Raw genomic sequence first — 15,050 nt, forward strand, 5'->3', positions numbered from 1 at the left:
GTGGGGCTGGCTTGTTGTGGTGAGCGGGCTTGCCCCGCGCTGGGATGCGAAGCAGCCCTAAAACCAGGCCCCGAGATCTGACTGAATGAACCCCGGTTATTTGGCTGGGGCTGCTTCGCATCCCAGCGCGGGGCAAGCCCGCTCACCACAGAAGCAATGAGGCTTCAATGTCCCAATCCCCACCCCCCAGCCAACTCGCCTACGTCCTGCACAGCCGCGCCTACCGCGAGACCAGCGCCTTGGTGGACTTCCTCACGCCCCAAGGCCGCCTGCGCGCGGTGTTGCGCAGTGCGCGGGGCAAGGCAGGCACATTGGCGCGGCCCTTCGTGGCCCTGGATGTGGAGTTTCGCGGCAAGAGCGAGCTGAAAAATGTCGGTCGCATGGAAAGCGTCGGCACTTCTGCCTGGCTCAATGGCGAGGCGCTGTTCAGCGGCTTCTACCTCAATGAACTGTTGATCCGCCTGCTCCCTGCCGAAGACCCCCATCCGGCAGTCTTTGATCACTATGCCGCCACCTTGTTAGCGCTGGCCGAAGGCCGTCCTCTGGAACCACTGCTGCGCGCCTTCGAGTGGCGCCTGCTCGACGACCTGGGTTATGGCTTCGAACTGGCCAATGACCTGCACGGCGATCCCATCGCCGCCGACGGCCTGTACCGCCTGCAGGTCGATGCCGGCCTTGAGCGCGTGTACCTGTTGCAACCCGGCCTGTTCCAGGGCACCGAGCTGTTGGCCATGAGCGAAGCGGACTGGACGGCGCCCGGTGCCTTGTCTGCCGCCAAGCGCCTGATGCGCCAGGCGCTGGCCGTGCATTTGGGCGGACGGCCGCTGGTCAGTCGCGAGTTGTTTCGAAAGCCCTGACATCCCCGTGTATGCTGTGCACCGATTCTTTCCCTTTTCAGGAGCGCTTCCGTGACCACCAGCAATCGCATTCTCCTTGGCGTCAACATCGACCACGTCGCTACCCTGCGCCAGGCCCGGGGCACTCGCTACCCTGACCCGGTCAAGGCCGCGCTGGACGCCGAAGAAGCGGGCGCCGACGGCATCACCGTGCACCTGCGCGAAGACCGTCGCCACATCCAGGAGCGCGACGTGCTGCTGCTCAAGGACGTGCTGCAAACCCGCATGAACTTCGAGATGGGCGTCACCGAAGAAATGATGGCCTTCGCCGAGCGCATCCGTCCGGCGCACATTTGCCTGGTGCCGGAAACCCGTCAGGAACTGACCACCGAAGGCGGCCTCGACGTGGCCGGCCAGGAAGCGCGGATCAAGGCCGCCGTGGAGCGCCTGTCGAAGATCGGCGCTGAAGTGTCGCTGTTCATCGACGCCGACGAGCGCCAGATCGAAGCCTCGCGCCGCGTCGGTGCGCCGGCCATCGAACTGCACACCGGCCGTTACGCCGATGCCACCACGCCGACCGAAGTGGCCGACGAGCTGCAACGCATCATTGACGGTGTGAGCTGTGGCCTCAAGGAAGGCCTGATCGTCAACGCCGGCCATGGCTTGCATTACCACAACGTCGAGGCGGTGGCCGCGATCAAGGGCATCAACGAGCTGAACATCGGCCATGCGCTGGTGGCTCATGCGCTGTTCGTCGGTTTCAAAGGCGCCGTGGCCGAGATGAAAGCCCTGATCCTGGCCGCCGCCAAGCACTAAACCTGTGGGAGCCGGCTGCGGGCGATGCAGGCAACTCGATTGTTAAGTTGCACCCAAGTGGTGCTATCGCCGGCATGCCAGCTTCTACCATTGATCTGCGGTGAATTCGGCCATGCGGCAATGCGAAGCCTTACTGTTTAGCCGGTGCAGGTGTATCGTATCTGCCCTTTGCAGGCTCTGGGCCTGCGACCGATACGTGAGGTTGTTGTGTCCCGATCCTTTTCCCGTCGACAAATCCTGGGTGGTCTCGCAGGCCTGGCCGTAGTGGGGGTGGGGGCCGGTGGCGCCTACCGCTACTGGCTGGGGAAAGTCGCCGAGGCCGAAGCGGGGCACGACTACGAGTTGATCGCCGCACCGCTCGACGTGGAGCTGGTGCCGGGGCACAAGACCGAAGCCTGGGCATTCGGGCCCTCCGCGCCGGGCACCGAATTGCGCGTGCGCCAGGGTGAATGGCTGCGGGTGCGCTTTATCAACCACCTGCCGGTCGCCACCACCATTCACTGGCATGGCATCCGCCTGCCGCTGGAAATGGACGGCGTGCCCTACGTCTCGCAATTGCCGGTGCTGCCCGGCGAATACTTCGACTACAAATTCCGCGTGCCTGACGCCGGCAGCTACTGGTATCACCCCCATGTGAACAGCAGCGAAGAACTTGGCCGTGGCCTGGTCGGCCCGTTGATCATCGAAGAGCGCGAACCCTCCGGTTTCAAACACGAGCGCACCCTCAGCCTGAAAAGCTGGCATGTGGACGAAGAGGGCGCTTTCGTGGCCTTCAGCATTCCCCGTGAAGCCGCGCGTGGCGGCACGGCCGGTCGGTTGTCGACGATCAATGGCGTGTCCCAGGCAGTGATCGATTTGCCGGCCGGGCAGATCACCCGCGTGCGCCTGCTCAACCTCGACAACACCTTGACCTATCGCATCAATATTCCCGACGTCGAAGCGCAGATCTACGCGCTGGACGGCAACCCCATCGAGCCGCGCCCACTGGGCAAGGAGTACTGGCTGGGCCCGGGCATGCGCATCTGCCTGGCGATCAAGGCACCGCCGGCCGGCGAAGAACTGTCGATCCGCAATGGTCCGGTGCGCCTTGGTACGTTCCGTTCGGTGGCCAATACCGATGCACCGACCGACTGGCCGCCGGCGTTGCCCGCCAACCCGATCAGCGAGCCGGACCTGGCCAATGCCGAGAAACTCAACTTCAATTTCGAATGGGTAGGCTCCGTTTCGGTCAATGTCGACAACGGCAAGCCGCCAAGCCTGTGGCAGATCAACGGCAAGGCCTGGGACATCACCGACAAGACCTGCGCCGACCGCCCGATTGCCAAGCTGGAGAAGGGCAAGAGCTACATCTTCGAATTGAAGAACATGACCCAGTACCAGCACCCGATCCACCTGCACGGTATGAGCTTCAAAGTGATCGCTTCTAACCGCCACAAGGTGATCCCGTACTTCACCGACACTTACCTGCTGGGCAAGAACGAACGCGCACGCGTGGCGTTGGTGGCGGATAACCCCGGAGTGTGGATGTTTCACTGCCATGTGATCGACCACATGGAAACCGGCCTGATGGCCGCCATCGAGGTGGCGTGATGCGTCAGGTTCGCCCCACCGCGATCATCGACCGCAGCCGCGACCAGGACTTCATGCGCGAAGCCCTGGCACTTGCCACGCAAGGCGCCGCGTTGGGTGAAGTGCCCGTCGGCGCGGTGCTGGTACAGGACGGTGAAATCATCGGCCGTGGCTTTAACTGCCCGATCAGCGGCAACGACCCCAGCGCCCATGCCGAAATGGTCGCCATCCGCGCCGCCGCGCAAGCCATCAGCAACTACCGCCTGGTGGGCAGCACGCTGTATGTAACGCTGGAGCCGTGCAGCATGTGCGCCGGGCTGATCGTGCACTCAAGAATTGCGCGGGTGGTGTATGGCGCACTGGAGCCCAAGGCCGGGATCGTGCAAAGCCAGGGGCAGTTTTTTACCCAGGGCTTTCTGAATCATCGGGTGTTGTTTGAAGGCGGTGTGTTGGCAGAAGAGTGTGGGGCGGTGTTGAGCGAATTCTTCAAGGCGCGCCGGGCAAAAGCCTGACTCGCTCTCTGTAGGAGTCCGGCTTGCCGGCGATGGTGGCAGTGAGATTTGCATGGATCTCGCGGCCGCCATCGCCGGCAAGCCGGGCTCCTACAGGGTTGGTGGTTTATTTCTTGGCGATGATTACCGCTCGCATCGGCGCTGGCAGCCCTTCGATGGTTTTGCTGTGATCTTCCGGATCAAGGAAATCACTCAGCGACTGGTACTTCATCCACTCCGTCCCACGCTGTTCTTCAACCGTGGTCACGCTCACATCCACACAGCGCACGTCGCTGAAGCCTGCACGGCGCAGCCACAGCATCAGGGCCGGCACTGACGGCAGGAACCACACGTTGCGCATCTGCGCGTAGCGATCTTCCGGCACCAGCACTTGCTGCTGATCGCCTTCGACCACCAATGTTTCCAGCACCAGTTCGCCGCCCTTGACCAGGGTGTCCTTCAGCGCCAGCAGATGCTCGATCGGCGAACGGCGGTGATAGAACACACCCATGGAAAATACGGTGTCGAAGCCTTCCAGGTTCGGCGGCAGGTCTTCGAACGGGAACGGCAGGTGCCAGGCCTTGGGCTCGGCCAGGTAACGTTGCACGGCCTGGAACTGGCAGAAGAACAGCCAGTTGGGGTCCACGCCAATCACGCTGTCGGCACCGGCGCCGAGCATGCGCCACATGTAGTAGCCGTTGCCGCAGCCGACATCGAGGATGCGCTTGCCTTTCAGATTCAGGTGCGGCGCCACGCGCGACCACTTCCAGTCCGACCGCCATTCGGTGTCGACATGCACGCCGAACAGGTGGAACGGGCCTTTGCGCCATGGGCTCAGGCCCATCAGCGCCGTGCGCATTTGTGCGCGGGTATCGTCGTCGCAGTCGGTGTCGAGTGTCAGGCCATTGAGCAAATCCACTTCGCTGGGCTGAATGGCAGGCAGCGCATCCAGCGCGCTCTGCCAACGCTCCAGGTCGCCATGACCTTTTTCCATCTTGCTATCGAGTTGCGCTTGCAGGCCCTGGGCCCACACGGCCAGGGGAGTGCCGACCAGATGGCGGGCGAGGGGGGACAGATCAATCATGGCAAGGCAATCAACGAGGCAAAGTTAAGACACTGGAACCACGGCACGACTTTCGAGAACCCGGCCGCCAGCAGGCGTTCGCGGTGTTCTTCGAGGCTGTCGGGCTTCATGACGTTTTCGATGGCGCTGCGCTTCTGGGCGATTTCCAGTTCGCTGTAGCCGTTGGCACGTTTGAACGCGATGTGCAGGTCGGTGAGCAACGCGTGTTCTTCAAGGTCATTGAAGCGCAGCTTCTCCGAGAGGATCAGCGCACCGCCTGGCAGCAGCGATTGGCGGATGCGCGAGAGCAACGCCAGGCGTTCATCGGGGGCAATGAACTGCAGGGTGAAATTCAGCGCCACCACCGAGGCCGGCGCAAATTGCAACGCGAGGATATCGCCCTCGATCACTTCAACCGGCAGCAGTTCCTGGAACATCGAGTCCTGGCCATTGAGGTATTCACGGCAACGCTCGACCATCGCCGCCGAGTTATCCACCGCGATCACCCGGCAGCCGTCGGTGCGCACATGGCGGCGCAGGGCCTGGGTGACAGCGCCGAGGGATGAGCCCAGGTCATACAGCACACTATTGGGCTGGGCAAATTGCGCCGCGAGTACGCCGAGGTTCTCGACGATGGTCGGGTAACCTGGCACCGAGCGCTTGATCATGTCCGGGAACACCCGCACCACGTCTTCGTTAAAGGCGAAGTCCGGCACCTGGGGCAGGGGCTGGGCGAATAGGCGATCGGGTTCTTTGCTCACGACTGTTCCGGCGACAAGGGGGAAAGGCCGGCATTTTAGCCAACTTGGTCCTCGGATGCGCGGGTTGTCTGATGGAAAGCCGATGCTGTGATGCCCCACTGGCCGAGCCAATACGTGATGATCAGCAAATACGGCGCTGCCTCGAATGCCAGCACAAACCGATTGATACCAATCAACGTGTCGGAAAACACAAACGACGCCGCACCCGCCGCCGCCAGCAGCGCCGAACGCTTGGGCACATCACTGCCCAATCGCGCCAGTGCGCGCCATAGCATGGCACTGATCACCAACGCATAAACCACCACCGGTATGAGCAAATCGCCGAGGCCGTGGGAAATCAGGATGCTTAGCAGCACTGTACCCACGCCTAGCGCCAGCACCAACGGCAGCAAGGCCAGGCGCCGGCAGTCACTGAAATAAGCCTTGAGATACGCCAGGTGCGCAAACAGGAACGCACCGAGGCCAAAGATGAACAGGTCGCCCGGCCAGGCGAGCAGTACATCGCCCACCAGCGAAAAAATCAGCCCCAGGCTGATCCAGCGTCGATAGTCGGTGGGCGGTGCATCATGCAGCCAGCCGAGCAGCGCCAGGACCGGCAGCGGCTTGACCAGCAGGCACAGCAAGGTGGCATGAGTGGTCAGGCCGTAGATAAAGGTGCCGGCGCCCATCAACGCAAGAATCAGCCATGGCATATCAGTTCACCGTAATGGCGCAGTCAAAGGTTTCGACGGGTTCGGCTTCCGGCTCCCAGGGTTGCTGGGAGGTCAGGCGCAAACGGCCCTGGCCCGCTGCAAAGGCCTGGAAACGCCAGGTCGACTGGCCACCGCCGCCGATCACTCCGGATTCCGCGCTGCTGTAGACCTCGGGGCTCAGTGCGCGCAGCACGCCGCCAGCGGAGTCCTGGATGGCCCAGCGGTAACCGGTGGTGGGGTTGCTGGGCAGGGTGAGGATCAGGTTCTGCCCGGTTTTAAGCTGGAGCGGGCAGGCGCTCTGGTTTTCCACGGTGACGTTTTGCTTCGGTGCACTGGCGCACGCGGCCAGCAGGGCAAGGCTCAAGGGGAGAAGCAGGCGGGCAGCGGTCATGGAGGCTCCGTTGTTTGGCGACGAAGACCGAGCATAACCGAAGATGAGACAAGGTGTGACAGGAGGGATTTGTGTTGTTGTGACAGACGCCATCGCGGGCAAGCCCGCTCCCACATTTGACCGATTTGTCATCAACAACACCGATCCCTGTGGGAGCCGGGCTTGCCCGCGATGAGGCCAGACCAGGCACTACATAACTATCAGAAGAGCACTTTCGCCACATCCGCAAAGCGCTTGGCAAAGTGCACGGTCATGCCTTCCTTCAGGTACTCCGGCAATTCCTCAAAGCTGCCACGGTTGGGCTCCGGCAAAATCAGCTCATGAATCTTCTGGCGCCGCGCCGCGATCACCTTCTCGCGCACCCCGCCAATCGGCAGGACATGCCCGGTCAACGTCAGCTCGCCGGTCATGGCCACGCCTTTTTTCGGCGGCTGGTTACGCGCCAGGGACAGCAGCGCACTGGCCATGGTCACACCGGCGCTCGGGCCGTCTTTCGGCGTAGCACCTTCCGGCACATGCAAGTGCACGAAGGCTTCGTCGAAGAACTTCGGATCACCGCCAAACGACTTCAGGTTGGAGCTGATGTAGCTGTAGGCGATTTCAGCGGATTCCTTCATCACTTCACCCAACTGCCCGGTGAGCTTGAAGCCGCGATTGAGCGTATGGATGCGCGTGGCCTCAATGGGCAAGGTCGCGCCGCCCATGCTGGTCCAGGCCAGGCCCGTGATCACACCGGTACCGGACAGCACTTGCTCATTGCGGAACACCGGCATGCCCAGGGAGCTTTCCAGGTCCTTGGTGCCGATCTTGATCACCGAGTGCGGCTCATCCAGCAACTTGACCACCGCCTTGCGCACCAGTTTGCCCAGCTGTTTCTCCAGCTGGCGCACCCCGGCTTCGCGGGCATAACCATCGATCAAGGCGCGCAGGGCGCCGTCGCTGATGGTCAGGCTGTTTTTCGACACGCCGGCTTTCTCCAGCTGTTTCGGCCACAGGTGGCGTTTGGCGATGGCGACTTTTTCTTCGGTGATGTAGCCCGACAGGCGAATCACTTCCATGCGGTCCAGCAGCGGGCCGGGGATGGAATCCAGGGTGTTGGCGGTGCACACGAACAACACCTTGGACAGGTCCAGGCGCAGGTCCAGGTAATGATCGAGGAATTCGACGTTCTGTTCCGGGTCGAGGGTTTCCAGCAGCGCCGACGCCGGGTCGCCCTGGAAGCTCTGGCCCATCTTGTCGATCTCATCGAGCATGATCACCGGGTTCATCACCTCGACATCCTTGAGCGCCTGCACCAGCTTGCCCGGCAGCGCGCCGATGTAGGTGCGGCGATGGCCCTTGATCTCGGCCTCGTCGCGCATACCGCCCACACTGAAGCGGTAGAACGGCCGCCCCAGGGATTCGGCGATGGATTTACCCACACTGGTCTTGCCCACGCCCGGCGGGCCCACCAGCAGCACAATCGAACCGGCGACTTCGCCTTTATAGGCGCCCACCGCAAGGAACTCGAGAATGCGACTCTTGATGTCGTCCAGGCCCGCATGGTGTTTATCCAGCACCTTGCGCGCGTGTTTGAGGTCGAGTTTGTCCTCGCCATACACGCCCCACGGCACCGAGGTGGCCCAGTCCAGGTAGTTGCGTGTCACCGCGTATTCTGGCGAACCGGTCTCGAGGATCGACAGTTTGTTCAGTTCTTCATCAATGCGTTTCTTCGCCTGGGCCGGCAGCACTTTGCCTTCCAGGCGTTGCTCGAACTGCTCGACATCCGCGCTGCGGTCGTCCTTGGTCAAGCCCAGCTCCTGCTGGATGACCTTGAGCTGTTCCTTGAGAAAGAACTCGCGCTGGTGCTCGCCGATCTTGCGGTTCACCTCGGCGGAGAGTTCTTTTTGCAGGCGCGCGACTTCGACTTCTTTGCGCAGCATCGGCAGGACTTTTTCCATGCGCTTGAGCATGGGCACGCAATCGAGCACTTCCTGCAATTCGTTACCGGTGGCCGAGGTCAGCGCGGCGGCGAAGTCGGTGAGTGGCGACGGGTCGTTGGGGCTGAAGCGGTTGAGGTAGTTCTTCAGCTCTTCGCTGTACAGCGGGTTGAGCGGCAGCAGTTCCTTGATCGCATTGATCAGCGCCATGCCGTAGGCCTTGACCTCGTCGGTCGGCTCGCTGGGCTGGTGCGGGTATTCGACTTCCACCAGGTACGGTGGGCGGTGGTGCTTGAGCCAGGTCTTGATGCGCACGCGGGTCAGGCCCTGGGCCACGAATTGCAGCTTGCCGTTCTCGCGGCTGGCGTGGTGCACCTTCACCAGGGTGCCGTACAGCGGCAGGCTGGAGGTGTCGAAGTGACGCGGGTCTTCTGGCGGGGTGTCCATGAAGAACAGTGCCAGGGAGTGGTGGTCGGATTTGCTCACCAGCTCAAGGGTCTCGGCCCACGGCTCTTCATTGACGATCACCGGCAGCACTTGCGCCGGGAAGAAGGGCCGGTTGTGGATCGGGATGATATAGACCTTGTCCGGCAGGTTTTGCCCAGGCAGGGCCAGGCCGGTATTGGACGACGGGGTTTCAGCGTTTTCGGGGTCGGCGTAGTCGTTCAGATCGTAATCGGGGAAATCTTGCTGGTCGCTCATGGGGCACCTGCATAAGGAAGTATGGAGGTTAGATGGGGCGGGGCAGCGGTGGTTTCAATGGTCGCGGCGAGATAGCAACATTTGGAATGATGTGCGGTCAGCTGATTTTGTGCAGGTAGGCCGGCAATGGCTGTTCGGGCAGTACTGAGAGCACCTTCAAGCGCTGCAACATGCGCTGGCGTGCCCGCTGCAAATGCTCGCGCAGATTCAGCGCCGCCGCGTCAAACGCGCCATGCAGCAGCAACTCCAGAATCAATCGATGTTCGGCAAGCATGGCCGGATCGGCGCCGATCCCCAGCAAACGGTAGAAAATCCGGCTGATGATCATCGGGCTCTGGCCCTGGCGGATCAGCGCGGCGATCTTGCGATTCTGCAGGCCGGCCAGGCAGCGCTGGTGCAAGTCTTCCTCGATCTGTTCGATGGCCTCCAGGCTGCAATGGGGGCTGTCCTGGGCATCCAGCACGCGTTGCAGCATGGCTTCCAGCAGCTCGCGGTCGAGGTTGGGGGCGCTCTGGCGCAGGGCTTCGGGCTCCAGGCAGGCGCGCAGCTCGTAGTCCTCGGTGACTTCACGCGCGGTCAAAGGCCCGGCCAGCCATTGGGAGTAGGGCTCCTTTTCCACCAGGCCGCGGTCGCGCAGGCGCATCAGTGCTTCGCGCACCACCGCGCGGCTGACGCCGTAGTGGTCGGCTGCGGCTTGTTCGTCCAGGCGGTAATGGCCGAAAGCAATGCAGGTGGACAGCGCCGCACCGATTTCCTCAACGATGCGCTCGCCCAGCGGCCGCGTGTCCACCAGCTCATCTTCACCGTTAAGGCCCAGGTGTGCAGGGCTCAAGGGCAGGCGCAGCGGTTCCATGGGCAGGCCATCGGGGTTGATCAGATAACCCCGGCCGTTGAAGCGGCAGATCAGGCCCTCTGCGTGCAGCAGGTCCAAGGCCTTGCGTACTGGTACGCGGCTAGTGCCGAACAATTCGGCCAGCGGTGCTTCCAGCAAGACCAGGCCATGGCGCGCAGTGCCGTTGACGATCGCATCACGCATCACCTGGTGAATCATCGCGTAACGGGAGGCCGAGGCGGACACTGCTTTCATTGCTTTCTCTGGAGGCTGTAGGACGGTGGCCAGGGATTCTCTCATAAGTTACGTCTGTCACTCTGCGCCACGTCGCTGGCACTTTTTTGGGGCCTTGAGTGTAGGCATGTTACTTTTCTGCACCAAAATGTACTTATTCATAAAAGATACATTATTTCATTGAAGGCCCTTTCTCGTGCAGAGGCAAGATTTTTTCCTGCTCTTCAAAACCTTCTATCCCGTAGCTCTAGACGAAGTTCCCTCATCGCGCTAAAGCATTCGAACTTAGAGTGGCACGAAAGCTGCCTTTGTAAAATGTACATTTTATTAATATGTACATCTTATAGGGGCATTCAGATGTCAGACGCCACATCAATGGCCGAGGCGTTCGCCAGCGGTCGCAGCGACCCGGTGCAAGCCCTCGAACAGGCACTCGATAAGGCAGGCCAGGTCCCGGCAGTCTTTATCAGCCTGACTGCTGAACGAGCGCGCCGCGAAGCCGAAGCGTCCGCTGCACGCTGGCGCGCCGGCCAGCCATTGAGCGTGTTCGATGGCGTGCCGCTGGCCTGGAAGGATTTGTTCGATGTGGCCGGCAGCGTCACCACGGCGGGCGCCGCCTATCGCCGCAATGCGCCCGCCGCGTTGCTCGATGCACCGACTGTCGGCCTGCTGTGCCGCGCCGGGATGGTCAGTGTCGGCAAGACCAACCTCAGCGAACTGGCGTATTCCGGCCTGGGCCTGAACCCGCATTTCGGCACGCCACACAACCCCCAGGGTATGGACCAGCCGCGCATTCCGGGCGGTTCGTCGTCCGGCTCGGCAGTGGCCGTCGCCGCCGACATTGTGCCGATCGCCATGGGCACCGACACGGCGGGTTCGATCCGCATTCCGGCAGCCCTCAATGGCCTGGTGGGTTACCGCAGCAGCAGTCGACGCTACAGCCGCGATGGCGTCTTCCCCCTGGCCCACACCCTCGACAGTCTCGGCCCGCTGACCCGAAGCGTGCGCGATGCGCTGGCCATCGACGACCTGCTGCATGGCCGTGCCCAGACCCACACCGCCCGCAGCCTCAAGGGCCAGCCCTTTGTGCTGGCGCAACAGGACGTCGAACCCGCCGTGCGCAACAACTTGCTGCGCGCTGTCGAGCAGCTCAAGGCCCAGGGCGCGCTGATCGAAGAGCGCGAATGCCCGACCTTCCAGGCGACCCTGGACCTGATCAAGCACCACGGCTGGCTCGGTTCCTTCGAAGCCTTCGCCCTGCACGCAGCGCTGCTCGACAGCCCCGACGCCGAACAACTCGACCCCCGCGTGCGTCGCCGCCTCGAAGCTGCGCGCTCACTGCCGGCCAGCCAGCTTATCCACCTGACCGACGCGCGCCGTCGCCTGCAACAGCAACTGGTCGATGACCTCGATGGCGCCATCCTCATCACCCCAACGGTCGCCCACGTCGCTCCGGCGTTAGCGCCACTGGAAGCAGACGACGACCTGTTCGTCAAAACCAACCTTGCCACCCTGCGCCTGACCATGCCCGGCAGTCTCCTCGACATGCCCGGCGTAACCCTGCCCAGCGGCCGCGATGCCCAGGGCCTGCCCACCGGGCTGCTGCTCAGCGCCCCGACGGGAGAAGACGCACGCCTGCTGCGCGCTTCGTTGTCCGTCGAAACTGTACTTAACGTTTAAGGAGACACACCATGGCTAAAGACATTCTCTGTGCATTCGGCGTCGACGTTGACGCCGTCGCCGGCTGGCTCGGTTCCTACGGCGGCGAAGACTCGCCGGACGATATCTCCCGTGGCCTGTTCGCCGGTGAAGTCGGCGCGCCGCGCCTGCTCAAATTGTTCGAACGCTACGGCCTGCGTACCACCTGGTTTATTCCCGGCCACTCGATGGAAACCTTCCCCGAGCAGATGAAGGCCGTGGCCGACGCCGGTCACGAAATTGGTGTGCATGGCTACAGCCATGAAAACCCGATTGCGATGACGGCCGAGCAGGAAGAAATCGTCCTGGATAAATCCATCGAGCTGATCACCCAGGTCACCGGCAAACGCCCGACCGGCTACGTCGCGCCGTGGTGGGAATTCAGCAAGGTCACCAACGAACTGCTGCTGAAAAAAGGCATCAAGTACGACCACAGCCTGATGCACAACGACTTCCACCCCTACTACGTGCGCAAGGGCGACAGCTGGACCAAGATCGACTACAGCCAGCACCCCGATACCTGGATGAAACCCCTGGTGCGCGGCGAAGAAACCGACCTGGTGGAGATCCCGGCCAATTGGTACCTCGACGACCTGCCGCCGATGATGTTCATCAAGAAAGCCCCCAACAGCCACGGCTTCGTCAACCCGCGTCACCTCGAAGAAATGTGGCGCGACCAGTTTGACTGGGTCTACCGCGAACACGAACACGCGGTGTTCACCATGACCATCCACCCCGACGTCTCCGGCCGCCCGCAAGTGCTGCTGATGCTTGAGCGCCTGATCGAACACATCCAGAGCCATGCCGGCGTGCGCTTCGTCACCTTCGACGAAATCGCCGACGACTTCATCCGCCGCCAACCCCGTACCTGACTCCTTAATCCCCGAGGCGCGACCCATGTCCATCTACAACAAGCTTGACCTGACTGGCTGGAAACCCCGGCAACTGACGTCCCAGGAGGTGCGCTTCGCCACCTGGATCGCGTTTTTCGCCTGGGTGTTTGCGGTGTATGACTTCATCCTGTTCGGCACGTTGTTGCCGGAGATCGGCCGGCACTTTGGCTGGGGTGAGGTGGAGCAAGCTGAAATCGCGACTTGGGTGGCGGTGGGCACGGCGGTGGTCGCCTTTGCCATTGGCCCCGTCGTCGACAAGTTGGGGCGGCGTACCGGCATTATCTTCACCGTGGCCGGCTCCGCGCTGTGCTCGGCACTCACGGCGATCGGCGGAGCATGGGGCAAGTCGCCACTGATTCTGATCCGTTCGCTGGGCGGCCTGGGCTATGCCGAGGAAACCGTCAACGCCACCTACCTGAGCGAGCTGTACGGCGCCTCGGAGGACCCGCGCCTGACCAAGCGCCGTGGGTTTATCTACAGCCTGGTGCAGGGCGGCTGGCCGGTCGGTGCGTTGATCGCTGCCGGGTTGACCGCGCTGCTGCTGCCGATCATCGGCTGGCAGGGTTGCTTCATCTTCGCTGCGATCCCGGCGATCGTCATCGCGATCATGGCGCGCAAGCTCAAGGAGAGCCCGCAGTTCCAGATCCACCAGCGCATCACCGAGCTGCGTAAAAGCGGCGCGGTGAAAGAAGCGCAGAACGTTGCCGTGACCTACGGCGTGGACTACGACGAACACAGCAAGGCCGGCCTAAAAGCCGCGTTCCGTGGCCCGGCGCGTCGCGCCACCCTGGTGATCGGCGCCGCGCTGTTGCTCAACTGGGCCGCGATCCAGGTGTTCAGCGTGCTCGGTACTTCGGTGATCGTCAGCGTGCACCACATCTCGTTCGAGAACTCGCTGATCATCCTCGTGCTGTCGAACCTGGTGGGTTATTGCGGTTACCTCAGCCACGGCTGGATGGGCGACAAGATCGGCCGCCGCAACGTGATCGGCCTGGGCTGGATGCTTGGCGGCCTGTCGTTTGCCGGGATGCTGTTCGGCCCGAGCAATATGCCGATGGTGGTCGGGCTTTACAGCCTGGGCCTGTTCTTCCTGATCGGGCCGTACTCGGCGGCGCTGTTTTTCATCAGCGAAAGTTTCCCCACCAGTATCCGCGCCACCGGCGGCGCGATCATCCATGCCATGGGCCCGATTGGTGCGGTGGTCGCAGGCTTTGGTGCCACCCAAGTGTTGTCCGCCGGCAGCGACTGGCAGACCGCCGCGCTGTGGTTCGGCGCACTGCCGTGCTTCCTGTCCGGCGCGTTGATGTTTGCCGCACGCCATGTGCGTCCGGAAACCGTTCAGTAAGGAGTGATCGATGAGCCGTAAAGTTGCGTTGATTACCGGTGCCGCCAGCGGCATCGGCCAAGCCCTCGCCGTGGCCTATGCCCGTGTCGGTGTGGCGGTGGTGGGCGGGTATTTTCCGGCCGATCCCCATGACCCGCACGCCACCGTCAGCCGGGTGGAAGAAGCTGGCGGCGAATGCCTGATGCTGCCGTTGGACGTGGGCAACACCGCCTCGGTGGACGCCCTGGCCGAACAAGCCATTCAGCATTTTGGCCGGCTGGATTACGCAGTGGCCAACGCCGGTTTGCTGCGCCGCGCACCCTTGCTGGAGATGACCGACGCGCTGTGGGACGAGATGCTCAATGTCGACCTCACGGGGGTGATGCGCACCTTCCGTGCGGCGACCCGGCACATGAACGAAGGCGGTGCGCTGGTGGCGATTTCATCGATTGCCGGTGGCGTGTATGGCTGGCAGGAACACAGTCATTACGCCGCGGCCAAGGCTGGCGTGCCGGGGTTGTGCCGGTCGCTGGCGGTGGAGTTGGCGCCTCTGGGGATTCGTTGCAATGCGGTGATACCGGGGTTGATCGAGACGCCACAGTCGCTGGACGCTAAGAACTCGCTGGGGCCGGAAGGTTTGGCGAAAGCGGCGCGGGCTATCCCGCTGGGCCGGGTAGGGCGGGCGGATGAAGTGGCGTCATTGGTGCAGTTCTTGACCAGTGAGGCGTCGAGCTATTTGACCGGACAAAGCATCGTCATCGACGGCGGCCTGACCGTACGCTGGCCGGACTGACAGCATCACACCCTGTAGGAGCCCGGCTTGCCGGCG

Annotated in this window: 14 protein-coding genes; 8 read left to right on the forward strand and 6 right to left on the reverse strand. The window is 62.6% G+C overall.

Features of this window, described 5'->3' with window-relative positions; all coding sequences use genetic code 11:
- Nucleotides 1-167 precede the first annotated feature (167 nt).
- From recO to tadA, 4 genes are all read left to right on the forward strand, one after another.
- Nucleotides 168-857, forward strand: a complete 690-nt coding sequence (gene recO, locus BM70_RS0127510; protein ID WP_025859000.1) for a DNA repair protein RecO — start codon at nucleotides 168-170, stop codon at nucleotides 855-857.
- A 51-nt stretch (nucleotides 858-908) separates the two neighbouring features.
- Nucleotides 909-1,652, forward strand: a complete 744-nt coding sequence (gene pdxJ, locus BM70_RS0127515; protein ID WP_025859001.1) for a pyridoxine 5'-phosphate synthase — start codon at nucleotides 909-911, stop codon at nucleotides 1,650-1,652.
- 207 nt (nucleotides 1,653-1,859) lie between these two features.
- Entirely contained in the window at nucleotides 1,860-3,242 is a 1,383-nt protein-coding gene (locus BM70_RS0127520; RefSeq protein ID WP_155952210.1) for a multicopper oxidase family protein, read from the forward strand.
- Nucleotides 3,242-3,733 carry a tRNA adenosine(34) deaminase TadA gene (gene tadA, locus BM70_RS0127525; protein ID WP_025859003.1) on the forward strand — a complete coding sequence of 164 codons (492 nt, stop codon included), beginning with the start codon at nucleotides 3,242-3,244 and terminating at the stop codon, nucleotides 3,731-3,733. Before BM70_RS0127520 ends, tadA begins: the two co-directional genes overlap by 1 nt.
- Before the next feature lie 106 nt (nucleotides 3,734-3,839).
- Here tadA and cmoB read toward each other — a convergent pair whose 3' ends face one another.
- From cmoB to BM70_RS0127555, 6 genes are all read right to left on the reverse strand, one after another.
- On the reverse strand, nucleotides 3,840-4,796 hold the full coding sequence (gene cmoB / locus BM70_RS0127530) for a tRNA 5-methoxyuridine(34)/uridine 5-oxyacetic acid(34) synthase CmoB (protein WP_025859004.1): 957 nt from the start codon (nucleotides 4,794-4,796) through the stop codon (nucleotides 3,840-3,842).
- A complete protein-coding gene (gene cmoA, locus BM70_RS0127535) occupies nucleotides 4,793-5,536 on the reverse strand; it encodes a carboxy-S-adenosyl-L-methionine synthase CmoA (RefSeq protein ID WP_025859005.1) in 744 nt (247 codons plus the stop codon). Before cmoA ends, cmoB begins: the two co-directional genes overlap by 4 nt.
- A 35-nt stretch (nucleotides 5,537-5,571) precedes the next feature.
- Nucleotides 5,572-6,228: a lysoplasmalogenase gene (locus tag BM70_RS0127540; RefSeq protein ID WP_025859006.1), complete on the reverse strand. Its 657-nt coding sequence runs from the start codon at nucleotides 6,226-6,228 to the stop codon at nucleotides 5,572-5,574.
- A gap of 1 nt (nucleotide 6,229) precedes the next feature.
- Nucleotides 6,230-6,619, reverse strand: a complete 390-nt coding sequence (locus BM70_RS0127545) for a protease inhibitor I42 family protein (RefSeq protein ID WP_025859007.1) — start codon at nucleotides 6,617-6,619, stop codon at nucleotides 6,230-6,232.
- Between the two features lie 200 nt (nucleotides 6,620-6,819).
- Complete coding sequence (lon, locus tag BM70_RS0127550; protein WP_025859008.1) at nucleotides 6,820-9,240, reverse strand: endopeptidase La; 2,421 nt, start codon at nucleotides 9,238-9,240, stop codon at nucleotides 6,820-6,822.
- Nucleotides 9,241-9,337: 97 nt separating this feature from the next.
- Nucleotides 9,338-10,327 (reverse strand): GntR family transcriptional regulator, encoded by a 990-nt coding sequence (locus BM70_RS0127555; RefSeq protein ID WP_025859009.1) that lies wholly within the window; start codon nucleotides 10,325-10,327, stop codon nucleotides 9,338-9,340.
- 336 nt (nucleotides 10,328-10,663) lie between these two features.
- Between BM70_RS0127555 and BM70_RS0127560 the strand changes: the two genes are divergently transcribed.
- Genes BM70_RS0127560 through BM70_RS0127575 form a run of 4 tightly spaced genes read left to right on the forward strand, consistent with a single transcriptional unit; the run spans nucleotide 10,664 to nucleotide 15,014 of the window.
- Nucleotides 10,664-11,986 (forward strand): amidase, encoded by a 1,323-nt coding sequence (locus BM70_RS0127560; RefSeq protein ID WP_025859010.1) that lies wholly within the window; start codon nucleotides 10,664-10,666, stop codon nucleotides 11,984-11,986.
- Between the two features lie 11 nt (nucleotides 11,987-11,997).
- On the forward strand, nucleotides 11,998-12,876 hold the full coding sequence (locus BM70_RS0127565) for a polysaccharide deacetylase (RefSeq protein WP_010212857.1): 879 nt from the start codon (nucleotides 11,998-12,000) through the stop codon (nucleotides 12,874-12,876).
- 25 nt (nucleotides 12,877-12,901) lie between these two features.
- Nucleotides 12,902-14,242: an MFS transporter gene (locus tag BM70_RS0127570; protein ID WP_025859011.1), complete on the forward strand. Its 1,341-nt coding sequence runs from the start codon at nucleotides 12,902-12,904 to the stop codon at nucleotides 14,240-14,242.
- 10 nt (nucleotides 14,243-14,252) lie between these two features.
- Nucleotides 14,253-15,014 carry an SDR family NAD(P)-dependent oxidoreductase gene (locus tag BM70_RS0127575; protein WP_025859012.1) on the forward strand — a complete coding sequence of 254 codons (762 nt, stop codon included), beginning with the start codon at nucleotides 14,253-14,255 and terminating at the stop codon, nucleotides 15,012-15,014.
- Nucleotides 15,015-15,050 lie beyond the last annotated feature (36 nt).

Origin of the sequence: Pseudomonas sp. CHM02 (genome assembly GCF_000612585.1) — a bacterium.
Lineage (GTDB): Bacteria > Pseudomonadota > Gammaproteobacteria > Pseudomonadales > Pseudomonadaceae > Aquipseudomonas.

Bases quoted from the DNA above. Each gene is read 5' to 3' on its own strand.
- BM70_RS0127555 (WP_025859009.1), bottom strand. From the start codon at position 10,327: ATGAAAGCAGTGTCCGCCTCGGCCTCCCGTTACGCGATGATTCACCAG.
- tadA (WP_025859003.1), top strand. From the start codon at position 3,242: ATGCGTCAGGTTCGCCCCACCGCGATCATCGACCGCAGCCGCGACCAG.
- BM70_RS0127560 (WP_025859010.1), top strand. From the start codon at position 10,664: ATGTCAGACGCCACATCAATGGCCGAGGCGTTCGCCAGCGGTCGCAGC.
- lon (WP_025859008.1), bottom strand. From the start codon at position 9,240: ATGAGCGACCAGCAAGATTTCCCCGATTACGATCTGAACGACTACGCC.
- recO (WP_025859000.1), top strand. From the start codon at position 168: ATGTCCCAATCCCCACCCCCCAGCCAACTCGCCTACGTCCTGCACAGC.
- BM70_RS0127570 (WP_025859011.1), top strand. From the start codon at position 12,902: ATGTCCATCTACAACAAGCTTGACCTGACTGGCTGGAAACCCCGGCAA.
- BM70_RS0127545 (WP_025859007.1), bottom strand. From the start codon at position 6,619: ATGACCGCTGCCCGCCTGCTTCTCCCCTTGAGCCTTGCCCTGCTGGCC.
- BM70_RS0127565 (WP_010212857.1), top strand. From the start codon at position 11,998: ATGGCTAAAGACATTCTCTGTGCATTCGGCGTCGACGTTGACGCCGTC.
- BM70_RS0127540 (WP_025859006.1), bottom strand. From the start codon at position 6,228: ATGCCATGGCTGATTCTTGCGTTGATGGGCGCCGGCACCTTTATCTAC.
- cmoB (WP_025859004.1), bottom strand. From the start codon at position 4,796: ATGATTGATCTGTCCCCCCTCGCCCGCCATCTGGTCGGCACTCCCCTG.
- BM70_RS0127575 (WP_025859012.1), top strand. From the start codon at position 14,253: ATGAGCCGTAAAGTTGCGTTGATTACCGGTGCCGCCAGCGGCATCGGC.